Raw genomic sequence first — 16125 nt, 5'->3', positions numbered from 1 at the left:
ACATGCTAAGCCTTAACCATTTCTTTAATGGCTTGCAATTTCAACAAAGCTTCAACTGGCGTTAGGCGGTTAATATCAATGGCATTTAAAGCATTCCGGATATCACTAAAAGTTTCAGAATGGGCATCAAAAATGGAGAGTTGCATCTGTGGTGCTTCTAGATTTTTCACAGCGCCACCTAACCGACCCAATGGGACAGAATGCGCTATTGTAGTTTTTCTGTGGACTGTGGACTGTGGACTGTGGGCTGACTCGTCTATCGACTGCTCACTATCTACCGAATCACGGCTATCTTCTAATTGCTTTAAAATATGATTGGCACGGGCAATTAATTTGGGTGGCATACCAGCCATTTTCGCCACATGAATACCAAAACTATGCGTGCTACCGCCAGGTGCTAGTTTGCGCAAAAAGATGATTTTATTGCCCACTTCCTTATTGGTAACATGGTAGTTTTTAACAGTTGGCAATTTTTCTTCTAGCTCATTGAGTTCATGATAGTGGGTAGCAAATAAGGTTTTAGGTGATGCGGGCGAACTTTGCAAAAACTCCACAATGCTCCATGCAATAGAAATACCATCGTAGGTAGATGTACCACGACCAATTTCATCCAGCAATATCAAGCTACGTTGCGAAATATTGTTGATGATACTAGCCGTTTCGTTCATCTCAACCATAAAGGTACTTTCGCCGCCACTAAGGTTATCGCTTGCCCCTACACGGGTAAAAATTTTATCCGTTAATGGTATTTTAGCCACATCAGCAGGTACAAAACTGCCCATGTGTGCCATTAAAGTAATGAGCGCAGTTTGGCGCAGAATGGCACTTTTACCACTCATATTTGGGCCAGTGAGAATAATAATTTGTTGTGCATCAGGATGCAGGTAAATATCATTGGCAATATAGGTTTCGCCAGCTTGTAAGTTGCGCTCAATCACGGGATGCCTACTTTCTACCAAATGCAACTCTAACCCATCATGCAATTGCGGCTTTTTGTAATTAAACTGCAACGCATTTTCAGCAAAGCACAGCAAACAATCTACAATAGCTAGTACATTACCATTTACTTGAATAGGCGCTATATAATCTTGCAAAGCCAGTAATAGCTTGTCGTACAAGGCTAATTCAATGGTTAAAATTTTATCTTCTGCACCTGTTATTTTCTCTTCGTATTCCTTTAATTCTGGCGTAATATACCGCTCTGCATTGGCTAAGGTTTGTTTTCTAAACCATTGGTTCGGTACTTTATTTTTATGAATATTGGTGACTTCTAAATAATAACCAAACACATTATTAAAGCCAATTTTAAGCGACGAAATGCCTGTTGCTTCAGCTTCTCTTTGTTGAATACCAATTACATATTCCTTACCGCCAGAAGCAATATTGCGCAACTCATCTAGTTCAGTATTTACGCCAGTTTTAATCACACTGCCTTTGTTTACGGCAATTGGCGGCGCTTCATTTATTTCATTAATAATTTTTTCTACAATAAAATGGCAAGGGTTAAGCGCATCAGCCAAGCGTTTGAGATAATCGTTATTACTTTGGCTTAGTTGCTGTTTAATCATAGCGACTTGTTGCAAACCTTTGGCCAATTGCAATACTTCTCTTGGGTTAATTTTCTTTAATGGTAATTTACTCACCAAGCGTTCTATGTCACCACAAGTTTTAATAGCTATAGCTAGTTGCTTGCGCAAATCTGCTTGCAGAATAAAGAACGCCACAGCATCCAATCGCTCATTTATTTTACCAATATCTTTCAACGGCAAAACCGTCCAGCGTTTTAGCATTCTAGCACCCATTGGGCTAACGGTATTGTCGATGGTTTTAAGTAAACTATTACCTTCATTGGCGCCAGTAGATAGTAGTTCAAGGTTACGAATGGTAAACTTATCCATCCACAAATAATCTTCTTTTTCCATCCGCTGAATAGCGGTAATATGTTGTAGATTGGGGTGTTCTGTTTCTTTTAAATAATACAAAATAGCCCCTGCAGCCACAATGGCACTGTGCATATTGTCTACGCCATAGCCTTTTAAAGAATGGGTTTGAAAATGCTTGAGCAAGCTTTCGGTGGCAAATGCTTCCTCAAACAGCCAACTTTCCATAGTGTAGGTATAAAACTTGGAACCAAACAGTTCTTTAAACTGCTTTTGGTAGCTGCGCTGAAAAATAACTTCAGCAGGTTTTAGGCTTTGCAGCAATTTATCCATGTATTCGGCATTGCCTTCGGCTACAAAAAATTCACCCGTACTAATATCTAAAAATGCTACTCCTAGTTGGTCTTCTGTAAAATGTAGCGCCGCTAAAAAGTTATTGCTATTGTGTTCCAGCAGTTTATCGTTAGTCGCGATGCCAGGTGTTACCAATTCTGTAACGCCACGTTTTACAATGCCTTTGGCTTCTTTAGGGTTTTCTAGTTGGTCACAAATAGCCACCCTGTAACCTGCTTTTACCAATTTGTGTAGGTAAGTATCTAGTGCATGGTGCGGAAAACCCGCCAATTGGCTGCTATTTTCATCGCCATTATTGCGCTTAGTTAATGTGATGCCTAAAACAGAAGAGGCTTTAACGGCGTCATCACCAAAAGTTTCGTAAAAATCGCCCACTCGAAACAACAAAATAGCGTCCGGATAGCGCTGTTTAATAGCCTTATGTTGCTGCATTAGTGGAGTTTCTGTACTTGCTTTTGCCATAATGACAAATATAAGTGCCTCGTTAATAATGATAGGCTTTTGTTGTTCAGATATTGTGCGAGACAATCGATAGTTTTTCTAAGCATAAATGTTTGCAAGCTTCCTATTCAAATAATTAACTTTACAGCTTATTTTTCATCTATTAATGCTTCTACTATATGAATTTTTTAAAAGATGCCATCAAACGTTTTAAGTACTATAAAGAGTTAGGGGATAAAACATTTGCACAGCTAAACGATGCAGATGTATTATTTCAACCATCACCCGATAGCAACAGCATTGCCATTATTGTGCAACATTTGTATGGTAATATGTTGAGCCGCTGGACAAATTTTTTAACCGAAGATGGCGAGAAAGCGTGGCGAAAGCGAGATGGCGAATTTGAAACGATGGCGCTATCTAAAGCCGATGTCGTATCTTTTTGGAATACAGGCTGGGATTGCTTAATAAAAGCGTTAGAAAGCCTTACAGAAGCTGATTTAGAAAAAACCATCACCATACGCAGCGAGCCGCTAAAAGTATACGATGCAATTTTGCGCCAGCTAGCCCATTATCCTTATCATGTAGGGCAAATCGTAACCATTGGTAAAATGATTAAAGATGCGTCTTTTACAACACTAAGTATTGCTAAAAACAAAAGCAAAGATTTTAATGAGAGCATGGGGCATAAATAAGAATCACCACATAGACACAGAGACACATAGAACGAGATATTTTAGGACCTTTCTACCTTATGTTACTCTGTGGTAGAATTACTTTTAAAGTAGGCTCGTACATTTGCCCAATGAGATTGCAAGATTTGAGAATTGTTTTTATGGGTACGCCTGAATTTGCAGTTGCTTCTTTAGATGCTTTAGTGCAAGCGGGTTGCAATATTGTAGGTGTCATTACGGCACCAGATAAACCAGCCGGTAGAGGCATGCAGCTTACACAGAGTGCCGTAAAAAAATATGCAGTAGAAAAAGGCTTGTACACACTTCAACCAGAAAAGCTAAAGAACCCAGAGTTTTTAGTGGAATTAAAAGGATTAAAAGCTGATATACAAGTAGTGGTTGCATTTAGAATGCTACCTGAAATTGTTTGGTCTATGCCACCAATGGGTACAATTAATGTGCATGGCTCCTTGCTACCACAATATCGTGGTGCAGCACCCATTAACTGGGCAATCATTAATGGCGAAACAGAAACAGGCGTTACAACTTTTAAACTGCAGCATGCCATAGATACGGGTAATATTTTATTACAGCAAACCATGCCAATTCCTGAAAACGCAACTCTTGGCGATATTCACGATACCATGAAAGAAATTGGTGCGACAACATTAGTAAAAACGATGCAGGGTCTAGCAGACGGTAGCATTAAAGAAGTGCCGCAGAATATTGCCAATAATCCTAATCTAAAACATGCACCCAAAATATTTACAGAAACTTGTGAAATTGACTGGCATCAATCGGCTGCTGACATTCATAATTTAGTTAGAGGCTTATCACCCTACCCTGCCGCCTTTACGACGTTAAATAACAAGAAGCTGAAAATATTTAAAAGTAAAAAAGAAATTACATCTCATAGTGAAGCCATGGGCTCTGTAATAACTGATAATAAAACTTATTTAAAATTCAGCTGTGCAGATGGCTTTGTACATGTGCTTGACATGCAGCTAGAAGGTAAAAAGCGATTATTGGTAGAAGAGTTTTTACGGGGCTATAGGGCATAAAAAATCCCACCCAAATAATTGGGTAGGATTTTTTTATAAGTAGTTAGATAGAGTTAATATCTGTTGTAACCACCACCGCTGTTACCGCCACGGTCGCCACCACCACGGTTTCCACCGCCGTAGCCACCACCACGGCTTCCACCGCCACCGCCGTATCCGCCGCCGCTACCGCCACGACTTCCACCGCCGCCGTAACCGCCACCGCTGTTACCACCGCCGCCACCGAAGCTGCGTTTTTTAAATCCACCTTCTCTTCTTTCGCCTTCAGGACGAGGAGTAGATTCGTTTACAACAATCTGGCGACCAGAAATTTCGCTATCGTGTAAAGCACTGATAGCAGTACGCGCTGCATCATCATCGCTCATTTCTACGAAACCAAAACCTTTGCTACGATTGTTGTTAAATTTGTCAGTAACAATTTTTGCACTTGTTACTTCACCATACGGTGCGAAAAGTTCTTGTAATTCTTCACTAGTCATTGCCCAGTTAAGATTACCAACGTAAATGTTCATGTTTTTTAATTAAAAAAAGTAAATAAATCAATGGGAAAACAGTAACCAAAAACCCTGAGTATTTACGTAGAAATCTTTCGAGAGAATTGTAAAACTGACCATTGTGAGAAGTAAAAGTATCATATTAATTGAGTTCTCAAAATTTATTTTTCTGTTAACAAAAATAAATGGCGGAAAAATTTCTAATTGTTTGATTTTTTACGTATGCAAAAAGCCGAAAAAAGAACAGAACGTACAAGTGAGTGACACAACGAAGTTGCATAGAAATACAAAAGCCCGTAACCTAATGGCTACGGGCTTTAATTAAATATTGCAATTGAAATTATTCTGCAACTACTTCAAACTCAACTTCTGTAGTGTTACCATTACCGAAATCGATAGATGCTTTGTAGGTACCTAATTCTTTCACTTCTTCAGCGATAGAGATACGTTTGCGGTCAATTTCGTAACCTTTTTGGTCGCGAATGGCACGTGCAATTTGTAATGAAGTTACGCTACCGAAAATTTTACCAGTAGTACCAGTTTTTGCACCCAATTTTACTGGAGATGCAGTTAAAACTTCGATTACTTTTTTCAATTCAGCTAACATAGCCGCTTCTTTCTTCGCTTTTACTTTTAGCGTTTCTTCCAATTTTTTTAAATTAGTAGGATTAGCTTCGATAGCAAATTTCTGTGGAATTAAGAAGTTACGAGCGTAACCGTTTTTTACAGTTACTAGTTCGTTACGGCCACCTAAATTATCAACGTCTTGAATTAATATTACTTGCATTGTATGATTTGTTAGTTCCCAAGAGCCCAGCTTTTATGCTGTCTTTCAACCTTATTTTGAAATTAGGGAAGGTTACTAATGTTGTTTATTTTAATAAATCTGTTACATATGGTAACAAAGCCATTTGACGCGCTTTTTTTACAGCGTCGGCAACTTTACGTTGATATTTTAAAGAGTTACCACTTAAACGACGAGGTAACATTTTGCCTTGTTCGTTAATAAATTTCTTTAAAAATTCAATGTCTTTGTAATCAACATATTTAATACCGTATTTTTTAAAGCGGCAAAATTTCTTTTTTGGCTTTTCTTGCTTAATAGCGGTAAGGTATTTTATTTCGTTCTTTGCCATGATTATACAGTTGCTTTATCAAGGTTTTTAAATCCGCCATTTCTTTTTACATGATTGTACTCAACGGCGTTTTTGTCAAGTTTAGTAATCATGTGACGCATTACTTGCTCGTCACGTAATAATTGGATTTTCAATTTTTCGTTGAAATCGCTTTGAGCAGTAAACTCTAATACCCAATAAATACCTGTTGTTTTTTTCTGAATTGGGTAAGCTAATGATTTTAAACCCCAAGGATTGCTATTAACAATCTCGCCGCCTGCTTCAGTAACAAGGTCAGCGTATCTTTTCTGAGAAGCTTTGAAATCTTCTTCTGAAAGAACGGGTGTAAAAATCACCATTAATTCGTAATTGTTCATTACTTAAATTTTTTGGTTCTTAAAATGGTTTTATCCCATCGGACAATCTGCAATATCGCAGATAGAATATGCCAAGACATATTTGGGGCTGCAAAAGTAAGGGGTTTTGAGAAATTAAGAAATATTTTTTCTTGATAGCGTAGAGATGGCATGAAATTAGCTAAATTATGACCTTGGTTTAATTGCGCTACTGCCTTTAACAGATAATATTTTGTGAAAGTGATTCATTCACGCAGCAAAATACATAATTATTAACTCTTTTTACTAAACACTTTTTTGTTATGACCGCTACACCGATATTTGCTTTACGAACAGATGTTAGTATGACGATGATTTCTTTTGATAATACTGAAAATGCCTTTGCTTATAAAAGCGATAAAGAGTTAAAGCAATCAAAATTTTTATTTAGCACAATGGATTATCCATTGTTTGTACCGATAGGCACTAGAATTACACCTTTTTTAATGAAAACTGGCTTACCTATCAACGGTATTATTAAAAATACCATTTTCAAGCAATTTGTGGGCGGTGAAACCTTACAAGAAACTGCTGAAGTTGCTACTAACTTGAGTAAATATGGTGTAGATGTAATATTGGATTATGGAGTAGAAGGCAAAGAAGGCGAAGACAATTTTGAACATGCCACAGAAGAGTTTATCAAAGTGATAAAGTACGCAGCTACACAAAAAAATATCCCTTTCATTAGCATCAAGGTTAGTGGCTTTGCAAGGCACGGTTTGCTACAAACCTTAAATGAAGCACCAAGATTGCGCAGTGGTATACACGACCACGAAGAAGAACAAGCTGAATGGGACAAAGTATGCGACAGGATGTACCGCATTTGCGAAGCAGCAGCCGAACATAATATAGGCGTATTAGTAGATGCAGAAGAAAGTTGGTTTCAAGACCCTGTAGATCGATTGACGATTGAAATGATGGAAGAATTTAATAAATCGAAACCCATTGTTTACAACACCATTCAACTTTACCGACACGATAGATTACAATTTTTAGAGTTATCTTACAAAATTGCTAAACAAAGAAATTTTGTATTAGGTGTGAAATTAGTACGTGGCGCCTACATGGAAAAAGAACGTAAACGTGCAAATGAAAAAGGTTATCAATCACCGATACAACCTACCAAGGAGGCTTCTGATGCAGATTACAACACAGCTATTAAATTTTGTATCGACAATATCGATAATACAGCATTTATTGTGGCTTCACACAATGAAGACAGCAATTTATTGGCGGTTAACTTGTTAGAAACCAAAGGCTTATCGTTAAAACATCCACATGTTCATTTTTCACAATTATATGGCATGAGTGACCATATTACATTTAATTTGGCAAAAGCAGGTTGCAGTGTAAGTAAATATTTACCTTTTGGACCAATAAGAGACGTCATTCCTTATCTAATGCGTAGAGCGCAGGAAAATAGTAGTGTAAGTGGCCAAACTGGTAGAGAACTGAGTTTAATTAAAAAAGAGTTAAGTAGACGAAAAACGGCATAACCTATTTGCCTGTAACACTCTTAGATATCGATTCAATAATATCAGGGATTAGTTCAAATTCTGTTGATTTATCGATAAAATATTCTGCGCCGAATTCCATACATATCGGTTTATAGTAATCAACAGATTGATTTGTAACCATCATTACTTTTACTTTTGGGTAAAGTAATTTCACTTCTTTCAAAAGTTCAATACCGTTTTTATGTGGCATATTAATATCTAACAATATCAATGCAGGCTGACGGAACAATAATAACTCCAGAGCATCATTACTATTAGTGGCGATATCAATAATATTAACACATTTTATTTCAGACAATATTTCCTTCATTCTAGTAAGAATAGTGATGGAATCGTCTACAATAAGAATATCTATTTTTTTAATGGGCATTTTGGGGCATTTGACAATAATTCGCAAATCAATAATAAAAATGATAAATACACCCGAAGGTGTATTTACAATAATTTTAGAAAAGATTAGATTCGGATAATTGGCAGGATATTGAGGTTAAAACGGGTTCATAGGTTATGACAAAGAAATAACCAAACCCATTTTAAAATTGTAACGAAGATAACATTTTTTTCGTAGTAGTAATACTACAAGCTTTGGAAATAAGTCTAAATTATACCTTTATCTAACGCATATTTAGTTAAATCAGCATTGTTATCTATTTTCATTTTTTTTAAAATTCGTGTTCTATACGTACTTATTGTATTAATACTCAGCGATAGTTGGTTCGCAATATCTGAAATTTTTTTACCCTCAGCTATCATTTTCATCACATCAAATTCTCGATTTGAAAGCTGCTTATGCGGTTGATTATCAGCAAACAAATCTTCATTTTCATCAACTAACATATTTGCAATGTCTTGTGTGATATACTTTCTCCCAGCATTAATGGTTTTAATAGCTTGTATGAGTTCGTCCGATGCACTTTCTTTAGTGATATAACCAAATGCACCAAGTTTTAATGCTCTTATTGCATAATGTTCTGCAGGATGCATGCTCAACATCAACACAGGGATTTTAGGCGCTTGTTCCTTTATTATTTGCATTATTTCCAAGCCACTTCGGCCCGGCATAGAAATATCACAAATAATGATATCCCATTTTTGAAGCTTTAATTTTTGAAGCAAGGTTGCACCTTCTGCCGCTTCTTCTATAAAGGCCTTTGGATAAGCATCAAGAATAATCATTTTTAAACCTCGTCGTACAACATGGTGGTCGTCGCCTATTAATATCTTCATCTACATTTTACAATTTATACCAACGGTATTTTTATCACAATCTGTGTTCCCCTACCCGATTGACTTTCTATCTCAAAAATACCATTTATCATTATAACTCGCTCTTTCATGCCCAATAAACCAAAGGTTCTACCAGTATTTTCTGTTTTAAAGCCATCACCATTATCCGTAATTGTAAAAATTAGACTGTTCTCTTGTGTAACTAAAGAAGCCTTAACAATGGTGGCATTTGCATGACGAATAATATTTGTCAATGATTCTTGAAAAATTCTGAAGAGGTTGGACTTCACATCCATAGAAACAACAATATCTCTCGCATTATTTACAAATACGCAAGTAATATTAGTTCTTTTCTCAAACTCCTTTGCTTGCCATTCTAATGCTGCATCCAAGCCAATATCATCTAAAATACTTGGACGCAACTCAGATGCAATTCGCCTCACTGTATGAATAATTTCGTCGGTTACTTCCATGATCGTAGTCAGCTTTTCACCAAGTTCGGGTGTTATTTTTTCTACTTTCTTTTTTGTAATACTAATATCCATTTTTAGGCCAGTCACCAATTGGCCAAGCTCATCGTGAATTTCTCTTGCAATGTATTTTCGCTCCTCTTCTCTTACTTTTTGCAAATGTGAAGCTAATTCTCTAAGCTGTGTATGTGATTCAAGCAGTTCTTTCTCAGCCTTTTTTCTTTCAGTAATATCCACCAACATAATATAAACCACGTCTTTATAAATACTAAATAAAAAGCTAAACGTTTTTATAATACCATTTTTACAAAGAATCGAAGTTTCTATATCGGGTACATGTTGCAGTTCGCCACGCCTGTAAGCAGCCACTGTTTCAAGCCAATGGCTGTACAATTTTTCTCGCGTGTCTGCATTAGGCTGTGTACGTAAGTACCATTCTTTTAGTGTAGGAATATCTTCAGTTGTATACCCAATTGTTTCTACAAAAAACTTATTTAAAAACACAACTTCCCCATCAATATGGTGACTGCCAATAGCAATAGGCATATTCTCTGCCAAAGCTTTGAAGCGTTGTTCACTTTCAAATAATAGTGTCTGCGCTTTTTTACGTTCTGTGACTTCATTTAAAATAGCATATACAAGCTTATTATTTACGGTAAAGCTTATTTCAAAAACCTTATGTTCGCCATTTTTACAAATAATCGTTCTTTCTAAAACAGGTGTCTTACTTTTAGGATTATGCCATTTATTCTCGATTGCTTTTAGCCACTCTTCGCGCCCTTTTTCTGTGCTTGCTGCATCTGGATAATAAATAAAATGCGGCCAGGCATCCGCTTTTGCAACGTCCTCAAATGAATAACCAACCGTATCTAAAAACTTCTTATTGATATAAGTAATATTCATATCCTTATCGAAATTACAAATAGGTATGGGCGTATTATCTGCTATTCGTTTAAATCGCTGTTCACTTTCAATTAAGCTATTTTGTGCTTGCTTTAAATCGGTAATATTGACCGCATAACCAATGGCTAATTCTATACCCCCTTCATCATTTAGAACTGGATATAATTTTCGCAAATGATATTCTACTGTACCATCTGGTTTTATAAGTTTTTCTTCCCAATTTTTTAACGCCTTGTTTTCTTTAACCTCATTAAATAATTTACGTCTATCCTCCGAAATACTTAGCGGCTTATTTTTTAAAATACAATAGTCTTCATCGGTTTTTCCTATTAACCATTGTCGCAATGCTTTATCCTTTACGGCCACTGGATTTACAAATAAATACCGATGATTACTATCAAAAACGGCTATGTCGGAAGGAATATTATTTAAAATTGTTTCGTAAAAGTCTTTTTGCTGTTTTAATTTCCGACTATACAATACTTTGGTTGTTACATCATTAAATATTAAATATAACATATTATCTTCCAATGAGAAAGAAATTTCAAAATGCTTTTGGGCACCATCTTTACAAATTACAATTCTTTCTAAAACCGGAAAACTAACAACTTGCCCTTTGCTAAAAAGAGTAAATAAATGCTCCCATTCTTTTTGTTCTTTTTCAACTAAACCAGGATTTGTATATTTAACATATTTATACGCATCAAAAATTGTTGGTATTTCATCAATAGTATACCCAATGACTTCAAATAATTGCTTATTAAGAAAAGCAGTTTGTCCTTCTTTATTACAAATAGCTACGGGTAAAGGGATATTTTCTGCAATACGTCTAAATCTATTTTCTCTATCAATAAGCGCTTGTTCTTTGGTTTTAACTTCCGTTATATCTTTACCAATACTTACACGGCCAATATTTTCGCCATTTAAAATCAATGGATTGCTCATCCAACTGATAATCCGTTCTTCGCCATTTTTTGTTCTTAATAATCCCTCAAACGGATTTGGAAGTGGACCTTTTTTACGTAGGTCTATAACGTATTGATGATACTCGGGATAAAGCTGTTTAGGTAATAATACATCTAAAGCATCTTTACCCTTTATTTCATCTATCGTAAACCCAATTAGCGCTTCGGTAAACTTACTTATACTTGAAATTTTATTATCGACATCAACGGTTATAATAATTGCATTTGCATTATTTACAATAGCTTCATTAATTTGGTAAGTACTTTGCAACGCTTCGAGCGCTTTGTTTTTTTCGGCTATTTGCAGAATCAGGTTTGCTTCTCTTAACTTAAATGCTTGAATATTGGTAGCAGAAATTTTAAAATGATGATTGGTTGTTGAGGTATATTGCTTGCAAAGTTCAAGCGAAAACCAATACATCTCTTTTGAAGCTAAAACCAACTGTAGCTCTAGAGTGGTTTCAATGGTTGTAGAAGATGAGTTGAGCAACTCAATGGCTTCTAAAAATAAATGTTGATGATTGGGATTAATAAAAGCATTGATACTCTTATTAATAATTGAGACACTAGCGTAACCGAGTGCAGCGGCTGTTTCTTGTGCTATGTCGCATATTTTTAAATTGCAATCTATAGAAAAAGAAATAAAATCAAACTTTCTAATTGGAATTTCAGGAGGCATATGATACTATGATATAGCTAATATACCAACATTTAGCATTACTGATGCAATCGCTAAAAGTAATTCGGTCATTGGTTTACATAGATATTGTACATAATTTTATTTGAAACAATAACATATAATACTTATTTAATCAATTATTTGATAACCAGATAATTATCTAGAAGCAACTGTAGTACTTAATGCAATTATCGGGTTTGTATTATTTTGTAAATATTTTGCATAAACTGTCATTTGAGGCTGATCGCTACCACCAATTGGATGTAATGATAATGGATAACTTTTCCACCACTGACCTGCCGCCCAATATGAACCGCTGATATCATTTGCAGTTAAATATTTTAAGAAATTATCTAACATTGGTAACCAACGTGCATCATCTTTTGGTACACCAAATTCGCCTATAAAACCTCTTTTACCGTTGTCTTTTAACCATTCAATAAACGGTTTTACTTTTTCAACACCCGTTTGAGCATTTACACCTGAAGCATCGTAACTAAACTGGTAACGACCAGAATTGTCATTATCAAAATAACAATGTGCATTGTACACAATTCGGTTTGAGGGGTCGTAAAGATTTTTAAGATTATCGTTGAACTTAGTCCAATTTACAGCATTAGAGTAGCTTTCGCCTTGCACCATAATTGGCACTTCCACATTAACTTGTCTAATGGCAGATATAACTTCCTGTGCTGTTGTATACCATGAATAAGGACCCATATCGTGCGGCTCGTTCATAATATCTAAGCCATATATATTAGTAAAACCACTTAATTCAGAACTTAATTTTTTCCAGACATCTTTAAAAGCTGTTATGGGTACATTTAGCGAACCAATGATATTTTCAATTCCATTAGTTTTGTATCTACCAAAATTGTGCATGTTTAAAATTACCGCTACGCCTGTGGAGTCGCAATCGTGTAAAAACTTTTTTATTCTCGTAAGCTCTTCTACATCTAGAGGACCATATAATTCATGTTGAATTCTTTCCCATCTAAATGGCAATTGCATCAGCGCAACACCTTTATCAGCAAAATACTCGATTTCTGACTTTTGAGGATAAATATAATTTTTATTATACAATCCTGGTAAATTTTCAGTACCAAATTCAGCACCACAAAGCGCCACACCAAAAGGCAAAACTGAGGATTGCGCAAAACTAGCTGTAACATAAAGGCATAAGGATAAAACAAATAAGATTAAGGATTTCATAGCTTTTTTATTTTAGGATATTATTTAGGATATTGGGTTTTGAATAATGGATTTTTATGGATTTTTATGGATTTTTATAAATTATATTATTTTACTTTGTTTATTTATATCAATTTAATACGTTTATAAAAAAATTATTTTTATAACTTATTAATCAAATGAAGATAGTTGTAAATTGTTGGTTACTAGGCTGTTTCTAACTTTGCGATAACCCAACAAAGTATTAGCGTAGTATCTTATCTATGTTTTCATTCGATTTTTTTTAAATGGTTTAACAATTGGATTTTAAATATCATTTCATTGGAATTAGTAGTAGTTAACAGTAAAGTTTTAATACGATTGTTCAGAAACGAAAAAGTACCAAAAATGGTTGTTCTTATTGTAAAATAAATACAACCGTTTAATAAATTAAGGCAAAAAAAACTTGATGATTTAACGCAAAAAAATGGCAGTACGATAGCATAACTACCGCTGCCAAAAGTTTGTTGCAAACAATTGATGCCACTAAAACCCATTGGAATTGTGCATAAATCAGAATCGTAAATTAATGGAGGATTGAAGCCACGCAACCAACGAAGCAACCTTGTATAGGATGCGCAAAAGTTTGTTGGTCGATATTCGTTTAGGTAGAATATAGGCTTCATAGAAATAGGATGCTCGAACGAAAATAAGTTTTTTTATTAACAAACAAAAAACTTATCACATTTTAGCCTATTTGTGCCAAAAGGCCTAGGCATACACCTAGACCTTTACACTTTCCAAAAACCAAATTATCTCAAGGCTACGACCCTATTGTTCATTGCAAGGGCAGGATTGGTAGCAGGATTTTGTAAATACTTTGCATACACAGTCATTTGTGGTTGATCGTTGCCAGCCACAGGGTGTAAAGACAGTGGGTAACTTTTCCACCATTGACCAGCCGCCCAATAAGAACCACTGATATTATTGGCAGTCAAGTATTTTAAGAAATTATCTAACACTGGTAACCAACGACTGTCATTTTTTGGCACACCAAACTCACCTACAAAACCTCTTTTACCATTTACTTTTAACCAATCAATAAATGGTTTTACTTTTTGAACACCTGTACGTGCATTTATATTTTCTTGATCAAAACTTAGCTGGTAACGACCAGAATTGTCATTATCGAAATAGCAATGTGCATTGTATACAATATTGTCGTTGGGATCTTGCAAATATTTTAAACGATCGTTGAAAATATTCCAATTAACTGCATTAGAGTAGCTTTCACCTTCAATCATAATCGCTACTTCTTTATTCACTTGTCTAATAGTGTTAATGGTTTCTTGTGCAATATTGAACCAAGAGTATGCACCCATGTCATGGGGCTCATTCATAATGTCTAAACCGTAGATATTATTAAATGGTTTAAGTTCTTGCGCAAGTTTTTTCCAAACATCTTTAAACGCTTTTAAGGGCACTTCGTTAGAACCAATAATATATTCTTGGCCATTCATTTTATATCTAGCGAAGTTGTGCATATTTAATACTACCATAACACCCGTATTAGCACAATCTGTAAGAAATTTTTTAATACGTGCTACTTCTTGAACATCTAATGGCGCATATAATTGGTGTTGCACTCTTTCCCATCTAAAAGGCAATTGCATTAAAGAAACACCTTTATCGGCAAAATAATTAATTTCTGATTTTTGGGGGTAGATGTAATTTTTGTTGTACAAGCCTGGTAAGCTTTCGGTACCAAATTCTGCACCACATAAAGAAACACCAAAAGGTAAAATACTTGTTTGCGGATAGGCTTTAACCCAGCAAAGACTGAGGCTTAAAACGATGATGAATAGGTTTTTCATAACTAGGAATTTTGGATAGTGATATTGGCACCACAAAGATGCGTCAGCCCAAAAGCCTAATAGTTAGTAATACGTGTTGCAGTTATTTACGCATTTGAGGTAGTAATGTAGTAATGCGTTTAGCCGTGTTTAAACAAGTTGAAATACAATAAAGTAAACAATTGTTGAGTTATATCAAGAACGAAATAAACCACAATAAAAAGCCCCTAAATCTACTCTATTAGATTTAGGGGCTTTTTATTGTAAAAAAAGTAATTACACTAGACCATGTGCATAAGCATACTTAATAATATCTGAATTACTTTTTACATCTAACTTAGTCATAATTCTAGCTTTATAGGTACTAATGGTATTAATACTAAGTGCAAGTTCTGTACCGATATCTGAGATGTGCTTACCTTTAGCAAATAATTGAAACACTTGAAATTCTCTTTCAGAAAAATTTTCATGTGGCAATTTATCGCTACCCCCTACATAGGCGTCGGCCAATAATTCGGTCATTTCTGGCGTAATATAGCGACGTTTAGTAAGTACATATTGTACAGCTTTTATGAGTTCTTCAGGTGCATTATCTTTAGTAATATAAGCGTTAGCACCTGCACGTATTACACGTACAGCACTTTGTTGAATCGCAGACATAGTGAGTACAATAATTGGCACTTTACTACCATCTGCACGTATTTTTTTAATCACATCAATTACCAAAGGTCCTGGCATTTGTAAATCTGTGATTACAATATCTAGTGTATCATCTGCTATTAAATCTTGCAATGCTGTGGCGCTATTTGCTTCAATTATTTCAGCAGATGGATAAGTTTCTTTAAGCAACATTTTTATGCCTTGACGAACCATGCCATGGTCATCAGCTAATAATATTTTCATCGGCTCAGTTTTAACGGGGTGTTT

At 35.3% G+C, this 16125-nt stretch carries 14 protein-coding genes; 3 read left to right on the top strand and 11 right to left on the bottom strand.

Annotated elements, in window-relative coordinates:
• Positions 1–5: 5 nt before the first annotated feature.
• A complete protein-coding gene (mutS, locus tag ACFOW1_RS03225) occupies positions 6–2696 on the bottom strand; it encodes a DNA mismatch repair protein MutS (protein ID WP_379012272.1) in 2691 nt (896 codons plus the stop codon).
• Positions 2697–2854: 158 nt separating this feature from the next.
• On the opposite strand from mutS, the gene ACFOW1_RS03220 reads away from it, so the two are divergent.
• Both ACFOW1_RS03220 and fmt read left to right on the top strand, forming a co-directional pair.
• Positions 2855–3370, top strand: a complete 516-nt coding sequence (locus ACFOW1_RS03220) for a DUF1572 family protein (RefSeq protein WP_379012271.1) — start codon at positions 2855–2857, stop codon at positions 3368–3370.
• Between the two features lie 110 nt (positions 3371–3480).
• Entirely contained in the window at positions 3481–4410 is a 930-nt protein-coding gene (gene fmt / locus ACFOW1_RS03215; RefSeq protein ID WP_379012270.1) for a methionyl-tRNA formyltransferase, read from the top strand.
• 53 nt (positions 4411–4463) lie between these two features.
• Here fmt and ACFOW1_RS03210 read toward each other — a convergent pair whose 3' ends face one another.
• The 4 genes from ACFOW1_RS03210 to rpsF all read right to left on the bottom strand — a co-directional run bounded on the left by ACFOW1_RS03210 (position 4464) and on the right by rpsF (position 6396).
• On the bottom strand, positions 4464–4922 hold the full coding sequence (locus ACFOW1_RS03210) for an RNA recognition motif domain-containing protein (RefSeq protein ID WP_379012269.1): 459 nt from the start codon (positions 4920–4922) through the stop codon (positions 4464–4466).
• 322 nt (positions 4923–5244) lie between these two features.
• The gene (rplI, locus tag ACFOW1_RS03205; protein WP_379012268.1) at positions 5245–5691 is read right to left on the bottom strand and encodes a 50S ribosomal protein L9; all 447 of its coding nucleotides are present in this window, start codon (positions 5689–5691) and stop codon (positions 5245–5247) included.
• An 85-nt stretch (positions 5692–5776) separates the two neighbouring features.
• Positions 5777–6040, bottom strand: a complete 264-nt coding sequence (gene rpsR, locus ACFOW1_RS03200; RefSeq protein ID WP_379012267.1) for a 30S ribosomal protein S18 — start codon at positions 6038–6040, stop codon at positions 5777–5779.
• A gap of 2 nt (positions 6041–6042) precedes the next feature.
• Positions 6043–6396, bottom strand: coding sequence for a 30S ribosomal protein S6 (gene rpsF, locus ACFOW1_RS03195; RefSeq protein ID WP_379012266.1), 354 nt, complete (start codon positions 6394–6396; stop codon positions 6043–6045).
• 281 nt (positions 6397–6677) lie between these two features.
• Here rpsF and ACFOW1_RS03190 point away from each other — a divergent pair, with 281 nt between their 5' ends.
• Positions 6678–7910: a proline dehydrogenase family protein gene (locus tag ACFOW1_RS03190; protein ID WP_379012265.1), complete on the top strand. Its 1233-nt coding sequence runs from the start codon at positions 6678–6680 to the stop codon at positions 7908–7910.
• Between the two features lies 1 nt (position 7911).
• On the opposite strand, the gene ACFOW1_RS03185 is transcribed toward ACFOW1_RS03190, so the two are convergent.
• The 6 genes from ACFOW1_RS03185 to ACFOW1_RS03160 form a co-directional block, all read right to left on the bottom strand.
• A complete protein-coding gene (locus ACFOW1_RS03185; RefSeq protein WP_379012264.1) occupies positions 7912–8301 on the bottom strand; it encodes a response regulator transcription factor in 390 nt (129 codons plus the stop codon).
• 227 nt (positions 8302–8528) lie between these two features.
• A complete protein-coding gene (locus ACFOW1_RS03180; RefSeq protein ID WP_379012263.1) occupies positions 8529–9158 on the bottom strand; it encodes a response regulator in 630 nt (209 codons plus the stop codon).
• 14 nt (positions 9159–9172) lie between these two features.
• The gene (locus ACFOW1_RS03175; protein WP_379012262.1) at positions 9173–12175 is read right to left on the bottom strand and encodes a sensor histidine kinase; all 3003 of its coding nucleotides are present in this window, start codon (positions 12173–12175) and stop codon (positions 9173–9175) included.
• Positions 12176–12331: 156 nt separating this feature from the next.
• On the bottom strand, positions 12332–13387 hold the full coding sequence (locus ACFOW1_RS03170) for a glycoside hydrolase family 5 protein (protein ID WP_379012261.1): 1056 nt from the start codon (positions 13385–13387) through the stop codon (positions 12332–12334).
• 770 nt (positions 13388–14157) lie between these two features.
• Positions 14158–15219, bottom strand: a complete 1062-nt coding sequence (locus tag ACFOW1_RS03165; protein ID WP_379012260.1) for a glycoside hydrolase family 5 protein — start codon at positions 15217–15219, stop codon at positions 14158–14160.
• A gap of 255 nt (positions 15220–15474) precedes the next feature.
• Entirely contained in the window at positions 15475–16101 is a 627-nt protein-coding gene (locus ACFOW1_RS03160) for a response regulator (RefSeq protein WP_379012259.1), read from the bottom strand.
• Positions 16102–16125: the final 24 nt, after the last annotated feature.

The sequence above is a fragment of the Parasediminibacterium paludis genome (genome assembly GCF_042651445.1).
GTDB classification, from domain to species: Bacteria; Bacteroidota; Bacteroidia; order Chitinophagales; family Chitinophagaceae; genus Parasediminibacterium; species Parasediminibacterium paludis.
This window is presented reverse-complemented; position numbering and strand designations above follow the sequence as displayed.